General features: G+C 46.3%; 13 protein-coding genes. 5 read left to right on the forward strand and 8 right to left on the reverse strand.

What is annotated here, in order from left to right; all coding sequences use genetic code 11:
• Positions 1-22 precede the first annotated feature (22 nt).
• Together clpB and ACWQXP_RS07960 are read right to left on the reverse strand one after the other, a co-directional pair.
• On the reverse strand, positions 23-2,629 hold the full coding sequence (gene clpB / locus ACWQXP_RS07955; RefSeq protein ID WP_454063006.1) for an ATP-dependent chaperone ClpB: 2,607 nt from the start codon (positions 2,627-2,629) through the stop codon (positions 23-25).
• 105 nt (positions 2,630-2,734) lie between these two features.
• On the reverse strand, positions 2,735-4,360 hold the full coding sequence (locus tag ACWQXP_RS07960; RefSeq protein WP_454062291.1) for a [protein-PII] uridylyltransferase family protein: 1,626 nt from the start codon (positions 4,358-4,360) through the stop codon (positions 2,735-2,737).
• A gap of 73 nt (positions 4,361-4,433) precedes the next feature.
• Here ACWQXP_RS07960 and ACWQXP_RS07965 point away from each other — a divergent pair, with 73 nt between their 5' ends.
• The 5 genes from ACWQXP_RS07965 to lpxC all read left to right on the forward strand — a co-directional run bounded on the left by ACWQXP_RS07965 (position 4,434) and on the right by lpxC (position 10,918).
• Positions 4,434-6,737, forward strand: a complete 2,304-nt coding sequence (locus ACWQXP_RS07965) for a [protein-PII] uridylyltransferase family protein (RefSeq protein WP_454063007.1) — start codon at positions 4,434-4,436, stop codon at positions 6,735-6,737.
• A gap of 956 nt (positions 6,738-7,693) precedes the next feature.
• Entirely contained in the window at positions 7,694-8,842 is a 1,149-nt protein-coding gene (locus tag ACWQXP_RS07970; RefSeq protein ID WP_454062292.1) for a sigma-70 family RNA polymerase sigma factor, read from the forward strand.
• A 140-nt stretch (positions 8,843-8,982) separates the two neighbouring features.
• Positions 8,983-9,324, forward strand: a complete 342-nt coding sequence (locus ACWQXP_RS07975; RefSeq protein ID WP_454062293.1) for a hypothetical protein — start codon at positions 8,983-8,985, stop codon at positions 9,322-9,324.
• 253 nt (positions 9,325-9,577) lie between these two features.
• Positions 9,578-9,958, forward strand: a complete 381-nt coding sequence (locus tag ACWQXP_RS07980) for a hypothetical protein (RefSeq protein ID WP_454062294.1) — start codon at positions 9,578-9,580, stop codon at positions 9,956-9,958.
• Positions 9,959-9,970: 12 nt separating this feature from the next.
• On the forward strand, positions 9,971-10,918 hold the full coding sequence (gene lpxC / locus ACWQXP_RS07985; RefSeq protein ID WP_454062295.1) for a UDP-3-O-acyl-N-acetylglucosamine deacetylase: 948 nt from the start codon (positions 9,971-9,973) through the stop codon (positions 10,916-10,918).
• Positions 10,919-11,649: 731 nt separating this feature from the next.
• On the opposite strand, the gene ACWQXP_RS07990 is transcribed toward lpxC, so the two are convergent.
• The 6 genes from ACWQXP_RS07990 to ACWQXP_RS08015 form a co-directional block, all read right to left on the reverse strand.
• The gene (locus tag ACWQXP_RS07990) at positions 11,650-11,928 is read right to left on the reverse strand and encodes a MoaD/ThiS family protein (RefSeq protein WP_454062296.1); all 279 of its coding nucleotides are present in this window, start codon (positions 11,926-11,928) and stop codon (positions 11,650-11,652) included.
• Positions 11,929-11,997: 69 nt separating this feature from the next.
• The gene (locus tag ACWQXP_RS07995; protein WP_454062297.1) at positions 11,998-14,799 is read right to left on the reverse strand and encodes an FAD-binding and (Fe-S)-binding domain-containing protein; all 2,802 of its coding nucleotides are present in this window, start codon (positions 14,797-14,799) and stop codon (positions 11,998-12,000) included.
• A 95-nt stretch (positions 14,800-14,894) separates the two neighbouring features.
• Positions 14,895-15,662, reverse strand: coding sequence for an SMC-Scp complex subunit ScpB (scpB, locus tag ACWQXP_RS08000; RefSeq protein WP_454062298.1), 768 nt, complete (start codon positions 15,660-15,662; stop codon positions 14,895-14,897).
• 99 nt (positions 15,663-15,761) lie between these two features.
• The gene (locus tag ACWQXP_RS08005; protein ID WP_454062299.1) at positions 15,762-16,565 is read right to left on the reverse strand and encodes a segregation and condensation protein A; all 804 of its coding nucleotides are present in this window, start codon (positions 16,563-16,565) and stop codon (positions 15,762-15,764) included.
• A 109-nt stretch (positions 16,566-16,674) separates the two neighbouring features.
• Entirely contained in the window at positions 16,675-17,883 is a 1,209-nt protein-coding gene (locus tag ACWQXP_RS08010) for a pentapeptide repeat-containing protein (RefSeq protein ID WP_454062300.1), read from the reverse strand.
• 125 nt (positions 17,884-18,008) lie between these two features.
• Positions 18,009-18,695 carry a peroxiredoxin gene (locus ACWQXP_RS08015; protein ID WP_454062301.1) on the reverse strand — a complete coding sequence of 229 codons (687 nt, stop codon included), beginning with the start codon at positions 18,693-18,695 and terminating at the stop codon, positions 18,009-18,011.
• Positions 18,696-18,727: the final 32 nt, after the last annotated feature.

An 18,727-nucleotide genomic window follows, 5' to 3' on the forward strand; every position in this document is an offset into this window, starting at 1 on the left:
ATGATCAGTATTTTCAAAACAATTACGTTAGGGAGACATCCTCGGACTGTGTCGCGAAAGTCATCGCACCGTCTTGAAAGTCAACCGTCACACGTTCTCCATCCTTCAACTCTCCTTTCACAATGAGTCGAGAAAGCGGGGTTTCGATATCACGCTGAATTAATCGTTTAAGCGGACGAGCCCCATACACAGGATCATAGCCACGTGAAGCCAATTCCGTAATGGCCGAATCCGTCACGTCCAACGTCATGCGACGTTCAACTAAACGTTGACGAAGTCTCTCTAATTGAATCTGCACAATGTGACTCAAGTCTGTGGTTGTCAGTGGGTGAAACACGACCGCTTCATCAACACGGTTCAGAAACTCTGGACGAAAATGCTGTTTTGCCTCACTCATGACTAATGCATGCAGTTGTTCGTATGACAATCCTTGCTCCTGCGCATCTAAAATCTCTTGACTCCCTAAATTCGATGTCATAATCAGAACTGTGTTTTTAAAGTCTACGGTACGTCCTTGAGAATCGGTGAGTCTTCCATCATCTAAGACCTGAAGCAAGACATTGAAAACATCATGATGGGCTTTCTCAATTTCATCGAATAAGATGACGGAGAATGGCCGACGACGGACAGCTTCGGTCAACTGTCCTCCTTCTTCGTAGCCCACATATCCAGGAGGCGCACCGATCAGTCTCGCCGTCGTATGCTTTTCCATGTACTCGGACATGTCAATCCGAATCATATTGCCTTCGTCATCGAAAAGAATACTGGCTAACGCCCTGGCGAGCTCAGTTTTTCCAACTCCAGTCGGCCCAAGGAACAAGAACGATCCAATCGGTCGCTGAGGATCCTTCAGACCAGATCGTGCTCGCAGCACCGCATCCGCGACTGCTTGCACCCCTTCCTCTTGCCCAATCACCCGTTCATGAAGCAAGTCCCCAAGGCGCAGTAACTTTTCCACCTCTCCCTGCATCAGACGACTAATAGGGATTCCGGTCCACCGACTCACAACTTCGGCGATATCTTCTTCATCGACTTCCTCTTTTAATAAACGATGTTCTCCCTGTTTTTCACCAAGATGTTCGCCTTCGGCATGGAGTTCCTGCTCAATACGAGGAAGCGTCCCATAGCGTAACTCGGCGACTCGATTTAGATCATAATTCCGTTCGGCTAATTCAATCTCTCGTTTCACATCTTCCATCTGCTGGCGAAGATCCTGGAGCCGTCCAACTGACGCTTTTTCGGTATCCCATTGAGATTTGAGCTCTTCAAGCGCCTGCTGTTTTTCTGTCAGTTCTTGATTGAGATTTTCGAGTCGAACCTGGCTTCCAGGGTCAGTTTCTTTTTTCAGGGCTTCACGTTCAATTTCCAACTGCATCACTTTTCGAGAGAGTTCATCCATCTCCGCTGGCATACTATCGATCTCCGTCCGTAGGTGCGCAGCAGCTTCATCGACCAAATCAATAGCTTTGTCAGGCAAGAACCTATCCCCAATATATCGGTGCGAAAGCTTGGCAGCGGCCACAAGCGCCACGTCTTTTATTCGAACCCCATGATGGACCTCATACCGTTCATTCAGACCACGTAGAATGGATATCGTATCTTCCACAGAAGGTTGATCAACGAGCACTGTTTGAAACCGTCGCTCAAGGGCAGCATCTTTTTCAATATGTTTTCGATATTCGTTTAGGGTCGTAGCTCCAATTAAATGAAGCTCTCCCCTGGCTAACATTGGCTTTAACAGATTCGCGGCATCCATCGAACCTTCTGCCGCCCCTGCCCCGACGACGGTATGTAATTCGTCGATAAAAAGAAGAATTTGCCCTTGAGAAGACTGTATTTCCTTCAAGACTGCTTTGAGTCGTTCTTCAAACTCACCACGAAATTTTGCACCCGCGACCAACGCCCCCATATCTAGAACCACCACACGCTTTTGTTTCAGTCCTTCAGGGACATCTCCCTTAACGATACGTTGTGCCAGCCCTTCGACAATCGCAGTTTTTCCGACTCCTGGCTCACCGATGAGAACGGGGTTATTTTTTGTTCGTCTCGACAAAATCTGGACAACCCGACGAATTTCTTCATCACGACCAATGACAGGGTCAAGCTTCCCCTGCTCCGCAAGTTTCGTCAGATTTCGTCCATACTTTTCAAGTGATTGATAGGTGCCTTCTGGATCCTGGTTCGTCACACGTTGATTCCCTCGCACATGTTGAAGTCCTGCAAGTAATTTATCGCGCTTGAGACCGATGGCGCGAAAAATCCCACCTTCTTCCACCATCGCCAACAGTACATGCTCGACACTTAAATATTCATCCTGGAGTCCGTTCATTTCATCTTCCGCATGCGACAATACCGAGGCAATCCTTGGTGTTAAATGAATTTGCCCAGGGCCACCTGTACGACCTTGAACTTGAGGGATTTTATTGACGGCCTGCTCGGACGCTTGCTGTACGGCCACCGGCGACACACCTGCCTGCTCAAGAATGGGTTTCGTGAGTCCACCATTCTGATCGAGTAAAGCCAACAACAAATGCTCGACATCCACGCCTTGATGATTTCTCCGCATGGCAATGCCAGAAGCCGCTTGAAGAGCTTCTTGAAGTTTTATTGTCATTTTATTCATATCCATCATATAACCCCTTTATGTACATAGTTCTTCCTCATCCACGTATCATCGTCATCTTTGGTCTGTCCTCTAGATAACCATAAATATGAACATTTCAAGCCTTAAGATCTAAAGCCCGATGGTCTGTTGATAGAGACGATGAACGACTGAGGTATGATGGCCATAATCATCTAAAAATGCTTGAGCTGTTTTGGCATATGATTCACCTTTGGGATACCCCATACGGACGGCACATTTCGCCACCTCTTCTAGATCACGGGGAAGGACATGCGTTTGGAGATCATTCACCATTTGCAATTTATGTTCGAGGTCGCGAAGAAATCGATAGGCACTATTCAGTTGTTCAACCGATTCTTCAGACAAAATCTTTACTCCACCTAAAAGAGCCAGGGCCTTTATCGTATTTCGTTCCATCACCTGTGGTGTTTGGTGAACGTGTAACAACTGGAGTGCTTGGACCAAGAATTCGATTTCTCGAATTCCTCCGACACCCAATTTGACATGCCGTGTTTCTTCGCCCCGTCGAAGAAGTTTCGTATGAATTTTCAGTTTCAGTGACCGAACCGTTTGCAGGACATCTTGAGTCGTTGCATTCTTTTTTCCCAAAATGAATGATCGAATGCGACGAAGAAACAACCTGCCGATCGGCTTCGCTCCAGCAATCGGATACGCTTTAATAAATGCCATCCGTTCCCAGTCTCGTCCACGAGTTCGGTAATAATGCACTGAATCCTCTAGCGATTTGGCTACGGCTCCAATGTCACCCTCAGGACGTAAACGTAAATCGACGCGAAAGATCGCGGCTTCATCCGTCGTGACATCAAGCACACGCGTAATTTCGCGCGCGAGTTTCTCAAAGTATTCATCATTAGAGATTGGAAGTTGCCCGTTCGCCGATTGCGTTTCACCATCACCCGTTTCATACAGATACACAAGATCCACATCAGAACTATAATTCAGTTCCCCTCCTCCAAGTTTTCCCATTCCCATGACGACAAATCCCGTCCGAGTCAACTGTCCATGCCGGTCACGATGAGATGGCGTCCCATGTTGTGCGCGGAAATATTCATCAGCGAGTTCATAGACCGCTTGGATCAGGACATTGGCCATATCTGAGAGAGAGCCCACCGTTTCTGAGACATCTGCCACACGCAACATGTCTCGAATACCGATACGCAGCATTTCTCTCCGCTTAAAGCGTCGTAGAGCATCCCCTTTCATGTCATAACGCTGAAACGTGGCTAAAGATTTTCGTAGATCGTCATTCATTTGCCGACGAGTCGGAGCCCGACTTTCAACCTGCTCTTCGACGAGCCAATACATGAGCATGGGATCGCGAATCAGCGTCTCGGCCATGGCCGGGCTATTGCCAAAAATCATACTCATCAAATGCAACATTCTCGGTGCTTGGCCTAAAAATTGAAAAAGCGATCGACGTTGAACACCTGTCGCGATATAGTGGTCCCAGAAATTTAAAGCCTGATCAGGATCAGCCGTTTCGCCAATCGCCCACAGTAAGTCTGCTAGAATGACCGACAGGGCCCGACGTTCTTCTGGATGGCCAGCCATCGCCTGCAGATTAGCATCGGCCTGAGCTGGCCTCTCAAATCCATACGGCCTAAGTAAGCGATCCACTTCATTGGCCCCTAAAGTCGATGAAAGTAAAAGAGGCGTGGGATCGAGTGTGTGAGCTTCAGGCTTGGCGCGTGAGATTCGTTTTTGAGGGTCTTTCATAAAGAATGCCTATTATATACGATCAGACTATGGACCTTACAATGCATCCCCATTTCAGGATATTCTTATCGTGATGGACCATCAGCATCGAATTCAAGAATTGCAGGATGCCTGTCCTGAGCTTAATCCGCTCATTATCCAGGATTTTGTTCATCGAATGGACCCAGAATATTTCGATCACTTTTCGCTGGATCTCGTCATCGAACATCTCGCTTTAGTCGGTACCCTCACACCTGAGAATCCATGCGCTATTACCATAAAAAAATGCCCAAAGCATATCTACCAATTAACGATTGTCGCCTATGATTATTATTCAGAGTTTTCCATGCTTTGTGGCCTCTTATCGTCCGTCGGGCTCGACATTCGAAATGCGACAATCTATACCTTGACGGAACACGTCGCGACACAGACTTCGCTATCTAATCGCCATCGACGTCAAGCCCAAACTGGAGCAGGGTCTGCCCTCGCCGCGAAGTCAATACGTGGGCTTTCTCGAAAAAAAGTGGTCGATGTGTTCAACGTCAAGCTGTTACCGGGATGCGTCTTTCACCGTGCCCAGCAGATGACCTTTCGAGAAGCCGTATTCTCTATGATCCGCCTGCTCGAGGATCGCCATTTCCGAAAAGTTCGTAGCCATGTCAATCGTGCCCTGATTGAAACACTTGAGCGACTCAAGCCGCATGTCTCCGATGTGGTTCATCCAGTGGAAATCCAATTTCACAACGATCGTGCACCAGATGCCACCGTCATGGAAATTCGTGCGACAGATACGCCAGCCTTCCTGTATACCTTTGCCAATGCCCTCACCATGCGCGGAGTCTATATCTCAAAAGCCAAAATTGAAGTGAAAGGTCACACCGCTCACAATGAATTATTTGTCCAAGGGCGAACGGGAGGAAAAATCAACGATCGCCATGAACAACAAGAACTCACGTCCACTGCGGCACTCATCAAAGAATTTTCACATTTTCTGACATGGGCACCTGATCCAGGGAAAGCCCTCGAGCACTTCGACCAACTCTTGGATGATCTACAAGGAGACCAACAACACCCTCAAACATTTTCTCTCTTACGACAGCAATCGTTACTCGGCCATCTCGCCAAATTGTTTGGGAGTAGTGATTTTCTTTGGGAAGACCTGCTTCGCCGACAACATTCGAATCTTTTACCGGCCATGTCAGGTTTCCTGAAGGGGCCCATTATCCGCGAAAAGGCTGATCTTGACCGAGCACTAACCGCCCAACTTAAATCCTGTAAATCCACTGAAGAGCGAAGATCTCGCCTGAATACGTTTAAGGACCAAGAATTATTCCGAATCGACATGAAGCACATGCTGGATACCGCTTGGTTGCCTGACTTTTCACTCGCCTTAACCAATCTTGCTGAAATCGTCCTTGACTATGCGTTGCGCGAAGCGCAACAGGTTCTGGCCAAGCAATTCAGACGGCTTAAACTCGCAATCCCACAGTACTCATTCGCCATTTTTGGTCTGGGAAAATTGGGAGGAAAAGAACTTGGCTATGCCTCTGACATTGAAGTATTGTTTGTCTATGAGATGAAAAAACCCGCTGGCCGTGCACTCCCATTGGTCTCAACTGACTACTTCGAACAACTCGTGCAAGAAATTCTTCGTTGGATTGAAGCCAAAAATAAGGGTATCTTTCATGTCGACACACGACTGAGGCCTTATGGTGACAAAGGCCTTCTGGCAAATTCCTTCGAAGAAATCTGCAAGTATTATAATCATGATGGTTCGGCAGCCCCGTTCGAACGTCAAGCCTTGATCAAACTTCGTCATGTTGCCGGCGATACTATATTAGGGGAAAAAGTGGAAACGCATCGTGATCGATATGTCTATAGCGCCAAACCCTGGCAGTTACACATCGCTCTCGGTCTCCGAACCAGACAAATAAAAGAACTCGTGCCAGGACAGTCCATTCATGTGAAATATAGCCCAGGCGGTATTATTGATATTGAATACCTCACTCAATATCTCCAGCTAATGCACGGTCATCGCTTATCATCGCTCCGTACATCCAATACGCTTGAGGCATTAAAAACACTTCAACGGCGGAAGATTCTTCAAGCTGATGAAGAAACTGTTCTACATGAAGATTATCTATTTTTTCGTCAGTTGATCGACGCACTTCGTATTGTTCGAGGACATGCGCAAGACCTGGTGTTGCCAGAATCCAGTTCTGATGGCTTGATTTTTTTGGCCCGACGCTTAGGGTTTACGACAAAAAATTGGAATGATGGAGCTCTGGCACTGGAAGTCGAAATTCAACATCGCATGAAACGAGTCCATAAAATATTCCACAAATTTTTTCTCCAAAAGGGCAGATCTATAGTGAATCCAAATAAGTTCGGGGCCTAGGCCACGAACGCCCAACGCACCACTGACCTTGTCGTTTCAATCTTTACTGAAGTTCACTAGGGTCACTCAATGATGTTCTCATAGATGGCCTAGGACACGAACGCGTAACACGCCAGTGCTCTTTGTCAGTCCAACCCCTACTGAGTGAGACGCACTCGGCATACGAACCATGAGGGTTACAGGTGTCCTCGTAGCGACGATTGTTGTGTGATCCTGCGTAACCTCAATAGGTACCTGACGTTCAACGCGGTTCTGCTCCTGAGATGTCGACTTGAGGTCGCCAAGCCAGCGTCATTACCCACGTCAAACATTAGAAGGTTATACCCGCACGGATTCTCTGACAGCAATTGACCTTGAATATCACGTAGTGGATATCAAAATTTGGCAATTTTGGATTCTACCGATTCGGTATAACTGAAACGGCTAGAGCAATGTCATTTCCGCAATATCATTCCCCAGTCTTCCTCATATTGCCTTAAAGAACACTGCCCACAGAACGACCCGCACCATCACTTTTCATCTGTTCATGGCCATTAACTTGAAAAACTGTCAAATAATGCCTCACAGAGTCAAAGATTCCAACCTTTTTCCGCTGTTGACTCCAGGAACCTCCTTACTCATCCGATGAAACACATGAATAGAGAACTCGGAAAGAAGGTACTATTCAGTCTTCCTTCATGTCCTTTCTGAAATACATGAGAAATTTAAATTGAAATATCAATCTTTACAACAGGTTAGGCAATCTCAACCGCAACCAACAAAACCTTCTCCTCTAAATGACCACTCAACACCTAACGGACAACAGAGGGATACCTGAAGGTAAATACACTAATTTTTTCTACTCTTATTCATACGTGGCTTGTTTTTTGCTTTTTTCATGATTATCAAAGGTCAATTATATGATCTGTTATTTAAATGAAAAAGTCGAAACAATTCACCCCATGGAAACCTAGATTATGAAACACACACAAGCCACTCTTTCCAACACTCATATTGACGAAATGCCATCAGATGCTGGTCGAACATATACCCCGTCAGCAGGGACCAATTCCCCGGCACTCGAATCTCTGTATTTTCGTTCCTTCGGACCAAAACCCTTGCTCGACCGTCACTCTGAAGCCGAATTGGGAAAACGTATTGACCAAGCCAGTCATTCAATACGAACCACGGTAAAGCAAGGTCTGCAAGTGGCTAAACTCTTGCCGAAATCAACACCTCAACAGCAGGCCATTGACAAACTCAAAGAGATTCATCAACTCACTGGACTTTCCGTCCCTGCTATTGAAGAAGCCAGACTCACGTTGTTGACCTTAGAGAAAGAAGACGGACGACACTCAAAACAGATTGCCTTGCTCTGCAAACAGCTGCAAGCTGCCGGCTTACAGTTGGAACAGGCCAAAACAGAGCTTGTCCAACGAAACTTACGATTAGTCGTCGACATTGCCAAACGGTACGCTGGACATGGCCTTGCCTTCTTAGATCTTGTCCAGGAAGGTAATATTGGTCTAATGAAAGCCGCAGAGCGGTTTCAACATAGCAAAGGATTTAAATTCAGCACCTATGCAACCTGGTGGATACGCCAAGGAATTACTCGAGCTCTGGCTGATCAATCACGAACAATTCGTATCCCAGTCCATATGAACGAAATTTCGAATAAGATTGCCCGTGTGTCCAAACGATTGACCCAGCAATATGCCGCACCAGCACAAATGGAAGACATCGGAACGTTTTTAAATATTAGCCCTGATAAAGTCCAGGAAACGGTACAGGTTTTTCAAGATCCACTCTCACTTGAAACGCCGGTCGGAGATGGCGAAACGCTCTTAACGGACTTTGTAGCTGACGTCAAATCCGCTTCTCCAGAATCTCCTATTGCGAAAAAACAAACCAATCAACAAGTCCAGCGTGTTCTCAGCACACTGACCGAAAGAGAGCAAATGGTCATTCGCCTCCGATTTGGCTTCGGGCAAGATGAACCGTGGACGCTAGAGGAAGTGGGACAGACGATGTCGGTCACACGAGAACGTGTGCGACAGATCGAAGCCAAGGCCCTCCAAAAACTCAAAGATCCCAATATGAAACAATTATTGGCTGCCATCAAGTAGCGCTTGCAGATTCAGAACGCTTTTCTTTTCTCAGCACCCATGAGCCACATGAGGCCAACCCCCCTTGAGGTTGGCCTCTATTTTTTTTTATGATGATTCGCTCGTGTGCCAATCTACGACTCTCTTAACTGGATAAACTAATGAGCCAACAACCTGACAACCTCGTGCTATCACTCCGTGAGGACTTCCGCTATCATCTTGAACAATTTTATGCATGTCTCCATCTTGCGCCTCCCTATAACAGCGTCGAAAAAGCCATTCGCTTTTTCTCGACCTCGTTACAACAGAAGTCTGAAGAGGAACGAGAACAACTCGCGACTCATCGGCATCTCAGATGGCCTCTCTTTGAAGAAGCATTTATTGAGTCTGGATTACCAAAAAAACACCATGGAATCATTCGAGGACTGATTCAGGCAAACAAATGTGACCATCTTCCCAAAGAATACGTTGTATTCACGCAACCCTTTGTCATTAATTCATAAACGCTCCTATAGCGGTTTCCAATAACTTCCGTATGTGTGAAGTGAGTCATCGCACGGAGTTAGTTGATATGCCTCAATTGGAACGTATTTGGATTCGCTAGAGTGCACGCGAGACCCCGCGTAAATTCTCTGTAAACTTTCCCTTTACATCTAGCTCTCAGCAACACGTTATTTTAGAGTTGCGTGCATGACATGACCAGCCGCCAACAAAGTTGCTCTTGCCATCAAAAGAACGTTTTTTCACAGGATCCGATTGTTAAACACTCTTCAGGGGTCAAAATGTCTAGGAGAGCCTTCATCACATTCGGAAATTCTTCAAAACACAAAATGCGGGATGCCTGCTGGTGAGATGACTATAGCCGGTTCAAATAATTTCCGCGTGGTTGAAGTGAGTCATGGCGCGGGGTTAGTTGATTGCCGAGCTGGAACTTATTTGGGATTCGCTATAGTAGACAAAAATGATACAGGTGCAACATTCACGCAACATTTTTACTGGACCTTTGAGGATAAACACGTTACCATTGTTATACATTTCATTCAATTCATAATCGTTTTTGCTCATTCATTATTCGGCATCTTAATTGCTCTTTCTATTGCTAGAATTTCCCATTTTCAGCATGTGACTCCAACCTAATGAGAGGCGTGAATGAGATTTCAACAAACGATTGGTAAGGCGATCTCTGTTTCAGGAGTAGGACTTCACTCTGGAGAGAGGGCTGAACTGACGATTCACCCTGCGCCTCCTAGTACAGGCCTCGTGTTTCACAAAGTCACATCAGGTGTGCTCGAAGCCTGCCCAGCTACCATTCAATGCCTCCATCCAACGGATTTATGCACAGCGCTGAGCTTCAATGCGTTTCAAATACAAACAGTTGAACATCTCCTTTCCGCACTTTCTGGGCTTGAAATTGATAATGCCAGCCTCGAGCTTGCTGGCAATGAAATCCCTGCTCTGGATGGCAGCTCGGCGCCATTTGTGAAATTGCTGCAAGAAGCGGGAATTATCGAACAAACGATCCCGAGAACGTATTTGAAAATTGTACATCCTATATCGGTTGAACGCGGCAATAAATCACTGACCGTCTACCCCGCCCCGCTACAGAAGGTTTCTTATTCTATTGAGTATGATCACCCGCTCATTCAATCTCAAACCTATGTTCATCACTCTTCTCCAACAGAATTTCAACGAAATATCGCAAGCGCCAGAACATTTGCTTTCAAGGAAGAAGTAGAAGGGCTCTGGTCTCGAGGGCTTGGGATGGGAGGTTCATTGGAAAACACGCTCGTCTTTTCGGATACAGAACTTTTGAATGAAACCGGCCTCCGCTATACAGATGAATGCGTTCGTCACAAAATCCTAGACCTTATCGGTGACTTAGCCTTACTCGGAGTACCGGTTATTGGTCACTTCATTGCTGATCGAGCTGGCCATCAACTCCACGCTGAATTAGTCACAGCCATTAATGCCAACCCTGATTCCTGGATACTGATAAATACTGATCTTGAAGGCAACACGACAGATTCTTTGGTACCAGACCAAGACTCAAAGAGATCAACAGCCCCCGAAGCCCATCATGTGTATTCTTCATTTTAAGCTCAGTACGCTTTCATGCGCTATACCGAAAACCTCGCGACCAAGAAGCGACCATTCCACATCCTGAGCGACAGCTAGTATTCTTTCATTCTCTATCCAATTTCAATAACCGAGGTGGAGGGTGTCATGTAATCAACAGTTGTTCATTTCTTCACTCACTCTCGCGCCTGGAAAATCCTTCGAATAACCACCTCAACGCTTTCTTCATCGACAAACGGAGATTCAATAAAGGACTTCAACGCGAGAACGGGTTCTCCATACAATGTATGGCTAGTCATCTATAAACATTTGAAAAGAGAAAAAAGTCTGAAAATTGCTTTGTAGAGATGATGGCTTATAGCTGTTTCAGTTATACCGAATCGGTAGAATACCATATTGCTAAATTTTGCTATTCACTACGTCATATATAAGATCGATTGCTGTTGCTGTCAGAGAATCCATGCAGGTATAATCTCCAACTCTTTGAAGTGAGTAACCGAGCGGGGTTCGTTGATATGCCCCAGCTGGACCTGGACACGTGTAGTTGAAGCATCAGGTCGATGGCTGAATCACGCCGTTGAATGCTATGCAAGATTGCACCTTCTTGCATGGTATCGTGTCCAGGCATTCAAATTGTTGGATTCGCTATAATACTCCAGAAGCTACGGAGTTAATGGCCATGCGTACTTAACTATGCATGAATGATTGACAATTGTCGGCGAGATCCCTCATGGGGAGGGAGGAGACTGCGGTTAGGGATTATGCCAGCGGGCACCTTCAAGTTCGGGATTAAACTGATGTGTGAGTTTGAGCGTATCGCCATCCTTAATCTTTGACTCTAAGGTTGAAATCTTCAGATTAATTGTCACCATGACTTGATTAGAAACGAGAAACGATTGAAAGGGCTCAAACTTTTCAGCATGGACTTGAAAGAGTTCCCGCACCGTTATTGGTTCAGGGACTTCGCATTCAAATTCAGGCTCTTCGACGGCATCCTGAAGGGTCTGACCAAACACCAACACCTTAATCATATCATCCTCTCAAAGGTTCTCAATCACACATCAATTATTTAAGCACGAATCCCTCTCAAGACACAATTGTTATTCTTGCGCTTCGTTGAGCAATTCAGCAATATGCTTAACGGATACGGTACCCCTCAGCCCATTTTTCAACTGAATCATGCAAGCCGGACAGCTGGTAGCCACGGTTTGAGCACCGCTAGCAAGAATCGCATTCCGCTTACGCTCGAAAATTTTTTGTGAAGTCTCATAATCCTTGACAATATACGTTCCTGCTCCTCCGGCACAGCGATCAGCATCTTGCATTTCAACGAACTGCATACCTGGTAAATTCGACAATGCCTCGCGTGGAGCTTTCGTCACGCCAGCGGCCCGTAAATGACAAGAAGAATGATACGTCACTTTTTCTATCCCCTCACTTTGGGACAATGACGTCGTTCTGCCCTTCACCTCAACCAGTTGGTTATTTCCTGCCAATTCAGAAATATGTTTCACACGTTTAGCGAGTTGCCTCGCAAGCGCTTCTTCAGGTTCACCTTTAAATAACCGAGCATAGTCTTTTAAGCTGAGCGTACAGGAGGCACAGCCCGTGACGACTGTCTCATACGAGGCCAAATTGGCAATATTTTCTCGAGCGCCATCTTTGACTAACTCACGATGACCATATGTTTCAATGGGTGTTCCTGAGCAACGCTGAACAGGCAATGCCGGCTCAAGACCTTGCTTACGTAAGACACCAATGACCGCATCACCCACACCATCATCAAAATAATTCGCAGCACATCCGTGAAAATAGGCCACCTTGGAGTTACTCTTCTCAGGCTCCTGACAAAGCTCGAAGTACCGATCACGCAACGTACGTTTCGCTAATCGGGGCAATATAAGATCTTGAGGAATTTTGGCATTCGGAGCAAGTCGGCGAAGGATTGGACGAGTGAGGCGCTCAAGAACACCTCTCACCGTCGGTTGATCCCAGATCTCTTGGGTATGTGCAGCCATTTTGAGTAAAGGTTCAAAGAGCCTGGGACGAGCATGTAGGGCAAAGACCCAACCCATGAGTCGATTGGGATGTTCTGCACGACGCTGCAAGATCAAGTCAGATACATCGACGTCAGCCGGACACACGGTCCGACATGACTTGCAATTCAAACAGGCCTCGACTACACGCTTTGAATCCAGATAACGATAATCCTTGGCCGTGACAATTTCGAACCATCCACGAGAACTCATATCTTCAGATTGAAAGACATCATACACGGGACACACGGCGTTACACTTGGCACAGGTCGCACAAGGTTTGGCAAGACGCTCGTAGTCAATATGCTCAGTAAACGATTCATTGCTAATCTTGACCCCTGGATTCATGACTCCAGTTGGATCAAGCATCTGCTTCACCTCAACAAATACCTGATACAATTCCTCACCAAACATCGGACGAACCATTTCCGCTCGAATGCGGCCATCTCCATGCTCTCCACAAATAGACCCTGAAAAATTTTCAAGAACCACCTGATGAACCTCGCGATGCGCCTTCACCATCCCTTGAAAATCATTTGGATCGTTAAGATCCAATAAGGGGAGGATATGAGCGTTACCATCACCAATATGACCAAAGACCGCAACTGCAATATTTTGCTCTCCAAAAAACTTTTCCAGGTAACGAATGAGCTCGGCGGTTCGTTCGGCTGAGACCACCACGTCATCCACAAAATTAATAGGCTTTTTTCGTTGATCATAGCGGTATAAGGTGGGATACAGAGCTTTCCGAGCTTTCCAGAGTTCCTGCTGTTTTTCACCATCAAATGCTACCACCGGCTCAGCTGACAGGCGATATCCACGACAGAGGCTCAGAAGTTGCTCACTTCGCCGAGGATCTTCTCCTTGATCAAATTCGATAAGTAGTGTGGCCGCGGAGTCAGATGGAATTCCATACGTGTCTCGGCCAATTAAGTTGAGGGTATTGGCATCCATGACTTCGAGAGCACTTGGCATAAGCGTCAACAAGTCTGGAACGGCCTCCCCCATTTCCTCTAAATACTGAAAATGAATGAGGGCGGAGGCCGTGGAGGTTGGTCGATCGACTAATCGTATCGTCGCTTCACTGAAAATCCCGAGCGTGCCTTCACTTCCGATAAAGAGTTTTGGTAAATCCCACACCCCTTGGTCTATTCCATCAATCAAATCAAACAGATTATATCCAGAACTGTTTTTACTCACATGAGGACGTTTGGCTTGAATCAGTGGCGCATGGGCTTTGACTAAATCAACAAGAGATTGAATGGCAGGATGATCGGAAAAAATCTGAGACAGAGCCAAAGCACCGAACTCATAAGATTGAGCGTGCAACCAACCCTCTTGAGGCAAACGAACGCGTAGCGCCTGCACATTATCTTTGACCGACCCGTAACGGAGGGTATGTGGACCAGAGGAATTGTTTGCCAACATACCGCCGAGTTTACACATCTCTCCGCTGGATGGATCAGGACCAAACATGAGATTCGACGTCACGAGTTGTTTATTCAATTCAGCCAACACGATGCCCGGTTGAACGCGTGCCCACTTTTCAGCGTGATTCACTTCGAGAATCTTATTCATCTTGGAGACATCGAGGATGATCCCCGTCCCTATCGCTGATCCCGTGAGATTGGTCCCAGCTGCTCGTGCCGTGAGCGGAATACCGTGACGGACCGCGTAATCCATAATCAGGTCAATATCTTCTTCAGATTCGGGTAGAGCAATGACTTTTGGGGACAGTCGATAGATACTGGCATCAACCGCATAGGCTTTCAGTGTGGATACATCGCTCTTGACTTTCTCGCCACCAAGAAGTCGATGAAGATCTTGGACAACTGGGGATTTCTTGTCAGGAAGAATGAGAGACATCGAGCCAGGTTAGAACTCCTATACAAAGAGGAGATTGAGAAAAACAGCTGAATCATGCACCGTGTTTACATTCTTTAGTGTACACGGTCGAGGGACTAGGCGGGAAGGTCAGCATTCCCTTCAGAGGAAGCGACATCTGAAGGCAATTCGTCATCACCAAACGGAAGTGCTAACGTCGAGGGGTTTCCAAGGTCTTGAATTTCTTTAAGTGGAGGAAGGTCACGGAGATCACGCAGACCAAAACGCTGAAGAAACTGCTTGCTCGTTCCATAGAGAATTGGACGCCCGGGAACATCTTGACGTCCGACAATTCGTACGAGCTTTTGGTCAAGGAGTGTCCGGAGTACTCCAGAGGTCTCAACGCCTCGTATTTTTTCAATATCCAAACGAGTAATGGGCTGTTTATAACTGACAATCGCTAAGGCCTCAAGGGCTGATGGAGAAAGTTTCGAAGTGGATTTGGTTTTCGAGAGACGACGAATGTACGTCCCGCAATCCGGTCGAGTCGCCAAAAGAAATCCGCCAGCAACTTCAGAAAGACACAGGCCTCGTCCTTCACTCTCATAGTCTGTCTGTAAATCTCGTAGAGTTTCCACAATTTTCGATTTTGGAACTCCTTCTAACACCGAAGCTAATTTATCAACCGTGACCGGCTCATGCGACACAAACAACACGGCTTCAAGAATGCCTTTAATTTCTGGATCTGCGAGATCAGACGTCTCTGTTCCATTCCCGTTTAGTTCCTCTTCCTTCAATACGGCAATCGACGGACCATCTGAGATCGAAAGCCCCTGCTCGTCTGCCACACATTCACCCTCTTCTGATTCAATGCTATCTTCTTGACGTAAAGCTTTGACTGTCATCCTAAGCCTCCGTGAAACATTCAACAAGTTCTACAAGAAAGCACTCAATTTTTTCTTGTCGATACAAACAGACCATCATCTTCTGGCATTTTCTCCCAGCTAACTCACCGATGGCTCAGCGCTGCCATCGCCTGGAACAAAATGTCGAGATACGCGGATTGGGCCAAAGATATCACTTTGATAGAGGCGTACTAAATTCATGCGGACGAGCTCTAACAAAGCCAGAAACGTGACAATGATCAGAGGACGTGAATCAAGACGCTCAAATAATTCCTCAAACGTGGCTGACGATTCAACCTCGAAACGTTCGAGAATCGCATGAATTCTATCCTGGATAGACAAAGACTCTTTCGTCACATCGATAAACACTTGACCAGGTGTCGCTCGATCTAAGACCCGCTGTAGGGCTCCGACAAGATCAAATAAACTGAGATCCTCAGAGAGGATGTCATCGTCAGTTGAACTGAGCTCATGACCTTGAGTCACCGGAACCGGCTCACGAATAAAGGCTTCCCCCCAGATTTTCCCTTGAGTAGAAAGACGGAATGCCGCATCTTTGAACTGTTCATATTCGACTAGCTGACGGACCAATTCCGCACGAGGATCCTCGCCTTCCCCCTCATCTTCTGCAGGAGTCTCATCTTTGGGAAGGAGGAGCCGAGATTTAATCTGAAGCAGCGTGGCAGCCATAACCAGAAACTCTCCAGCAAATGAGAGATTCAGATTTTTCAGTAAATTGATATACGATAAGTATTGTTGCGTAATTAGCGCAATTGGAATATCGTAAATATTAATTTCTTGTTTACGGATAAGATGGAGAAGAAGATCAAGGGGCCCGTTAAATGAATCAAGTTGAACTTTGTAGGCATCATCTAGCGATTCATCAATTTGTAGACTTTCCATAGAGTACGTTTCTCGTAACAGTCAAAATCATTGTGAGATCTTTAAGGTATACCATCTTTTGTGGGCTCCATCAATCCCTTCTCTATATATTGTGGAAAATGTAAAATACTCATACAGAATGTCGCCATTTCTTTAATCCCCAGGCAAGAACACAGAGAAACCCTAAGAAAACCAAGATAACAGAAATAATTTCACTTACGTTTTTTTGCTTATTAGCACCTTGACCTGTTCCCTCAAAAATCGTCCCAGAAAATTGTGGAGGAATAAGAAATTCCACATTATTAAAATTCGTGTGCGCAGCAAACGACGAGTCGGTAAAATCACTGATCTTTTGAAATGTGGCATCCTGAAAGTCGGCATCCTGTTCAAACCTCGAAAACCGAAAAAACGCTTCTCGTATAAACAGCGACTCTGAAAAAATCGCAGGTCCAGTAAATTGAGCTCCAGAGAACCCTGTTCCCATCTGAAATTGAACCTTTGTAAAATCCGCTCCTTGCTCAAAGATCACCTCGAGAAATTCAGCCAATCCAGTAAACCGGCTTTCAATAAAGTGAGCGTCGTGCTTGAACTGGGCTTTATGAAACCGAGAATGTGTCCCAAATAAGACCTTGTTAAATAATGCTGGTTTTTCGAAGTGCGCACGAACAAAAAATCCCTCATACAGTATCTCAGAGTTTGAGAAATTCAGACCCTGAAGAAAAAGTGTGTGTGAAAAATCTACCGACTGCTCGAACCTCGTCCCCGTGACAGAAAACTCTCCCAGTATGATGACCAGTCCTTGCCGTAAATTCGTTGCCCAGTTGCCTTGAATGACCGCATTATGAACAGAAACCGACCGCTGAATAATCCGACCTTCTTCAATCTGGCGTTCAGCTACGACCTGTTGAGCTGAAGCTGACGGCAGAGTGGCAGGGCTGAGAGGCTGAAGAGGTAATTGGTCCAACATGAGATCACCAACGATCATCACTCCGCGAAGATCAACCTGCTTCCCCTCTTTCAGTACCTTAAACAGGGAATCGGCATGAATAGCAAGCCTTTCGCGCTCCTCGGCAGTACAAGTTCCAATGAGATGTCGACGAAAGATCTCAGGTTCCGTGGAAGACGATTGGCGGACTTCACAGGACACTGCAAAGGTCACGCTTCCCACGCTTGCAGTGATCACGCCAACAATCACGATACACTGGAGTGTTAGGCTAATCCGGAGACGATGCCTCCTCACGATCGAGCACACCAAGCGTTGAATGTTTCTTGGACAGATATCGGCATAGCCAGTGGGAACGAAAACGATAACCAGCGCCTCACTCAATACGCCGGACATTCATCTTCATGGTTAAAGAGTACTGAAGGGACTTGTATCTCGCCTTGATCGAAACGCGTGGACCATCACGATTGTAACGGTTGGAGATGAAAAACAACTCAGATGAACGTGACCATGCCCATGCCTTAGGATGATTGGCCTTCAGACTCCGAAGGTGTTTTGACGTTCACATCTTTCAGCATAAGGTAGAAGTCTTGATGATCAAGGTCAGATTGATTCATTCGTTCTTCAACATCACTCACGGTTTTTGGAGGAGGAACCACGACCTTCTCACCATCTTGCCAATTGACCGGCGTTGCGCAGGAAAATCGTTCGGTTGTCTGCAACGCTGTCACCAGGCGTAAAATTTCGTCAACACTTCGCCCAACATTCATAGGGTAATACACCAGAGCTCGAATGACTCGCTTCGGATCGATCACAAACACCGTACGGACCGTGGCCGTAGAACTCGCATCAGGATGAATCATGCCATACAGCTGGGACACCTTCATATCCACATCCGCAATCATGGGAAATGGAATATGGACACCCATTTTATTTTTCATGTTCTGAAGCCACGCCAAGTGGGAATGGACACTATCAACACTCAGTCCGATGAGTTTCGCCCGTCTGGAAGTAAACTGTTCATGCCGACGCGCAAATTCCAATATTTCAGTCGTACAAACCGGAGTAAAGTCAGCCGGGTGCGAAAACAAAACTATCCAATCTTGCTCCTGCCACACGCTAAAATTGAAATCTGAACTATGAGTGGTGACGGCGCTAAAATCTGGAGCGCGATCACCAATTCGAAGCAACCCAGTCCCTTCAGACATGTATCCTCCTTTACGGTCTCATGATTACCAAA

It is taken from the genome of Candidatus Nitrospira salsa (genome assembly GCF_965152625.1).

Excerpts from the sequence above, each read along its gene's own strand:
- clpB (WP_454063006.1), bottom strand. The coding sequence starts at position 2,629 with ATGGATATGAATAAAATGACAATAAAACTTCAAGAAGCTCTTCAAGCG.
- scpB (WP_454062298.1), bottom strand. The coding sequence starts at position 15,662 with ATGACAGTCAAAGCTTTACGTCAAGAAGATAGCATTGAATCAGAAGAG.
- ACWQXP_RS07995 (WP_454062297.1), bottom strand. The coding sequence starts at position 14,799 with ATGTCTCTCATTCTTCCTGACAAGAAATCCCCAGTTGTCCAAGATCTT.
- ACWQXP_RS07975 (WP_454062293.1), top strand. The coding sequence starts at position 8,983 with ATGAGCCAACAACCTGACAACCTCGTGCTATCACTCCGTGAGGACTTC.
- ACWQXP_RS08010 (WP_454062300.1), bottom strand. The coding sequence starts at position 17,883 with ATGTCCGGCGTATTGAGTGAGGCGCTGGTTATCGTTTTCGTTCCCACT.
- ACWQXP_RS07960 (WP_454062291.1), bottom strand. The coding sequence starts at position 4,360 with ATGAAAGACCCTCAAAAACGAATCTCACGCGCCAAGCCTGAAGCTCAC.
- ACWQXP_RS08015 (WP_454062301.1), bottom strand. The coding sequence starts at position 18,695 with ATGTCTGAAGGGACTGGGTTGCTTCGAATTGGTGATCGCGCTCCAGAT.
- ACWQXP_RS07965 (WP_454063007.1), top strand. The coding sequence starts at position 4,434 with ATGGACCATCAGCATCGAATTCAAGAATTGCAGGATGCCTGTCCTGAG.
- ACWQXP_RS07990 (WP_454062296.1), bottom strand. The coding sequence starts at position 11,928 with ATGATTAAGGTGTTGGTGTTTGGTCAGACCCTTCAGGATGCCGTCGAA.
- lpxC (WP_454062295.1), top strand. The coding sequence starts at position 9,971 with ATGAGATTTCAACAAACGATTGGTAAGGCGATCTCTGTTTCAGGAGTA.
- ACWQXP_RS08005 (WP_454062299.1), bottom strand. The coding sequence starts at position 16,565 with ATGGAAAGTCTACAAATTGATGAATCGCTAGATGATGCCTACAAAGTT.
- ACWQXP_RS07970 (WP_454062292.1), top strand. The coding sequence starts at position 7,694 with ATGAAACACACACAAGCCACTCTTTCCAACACTCATATTGACGAAATG.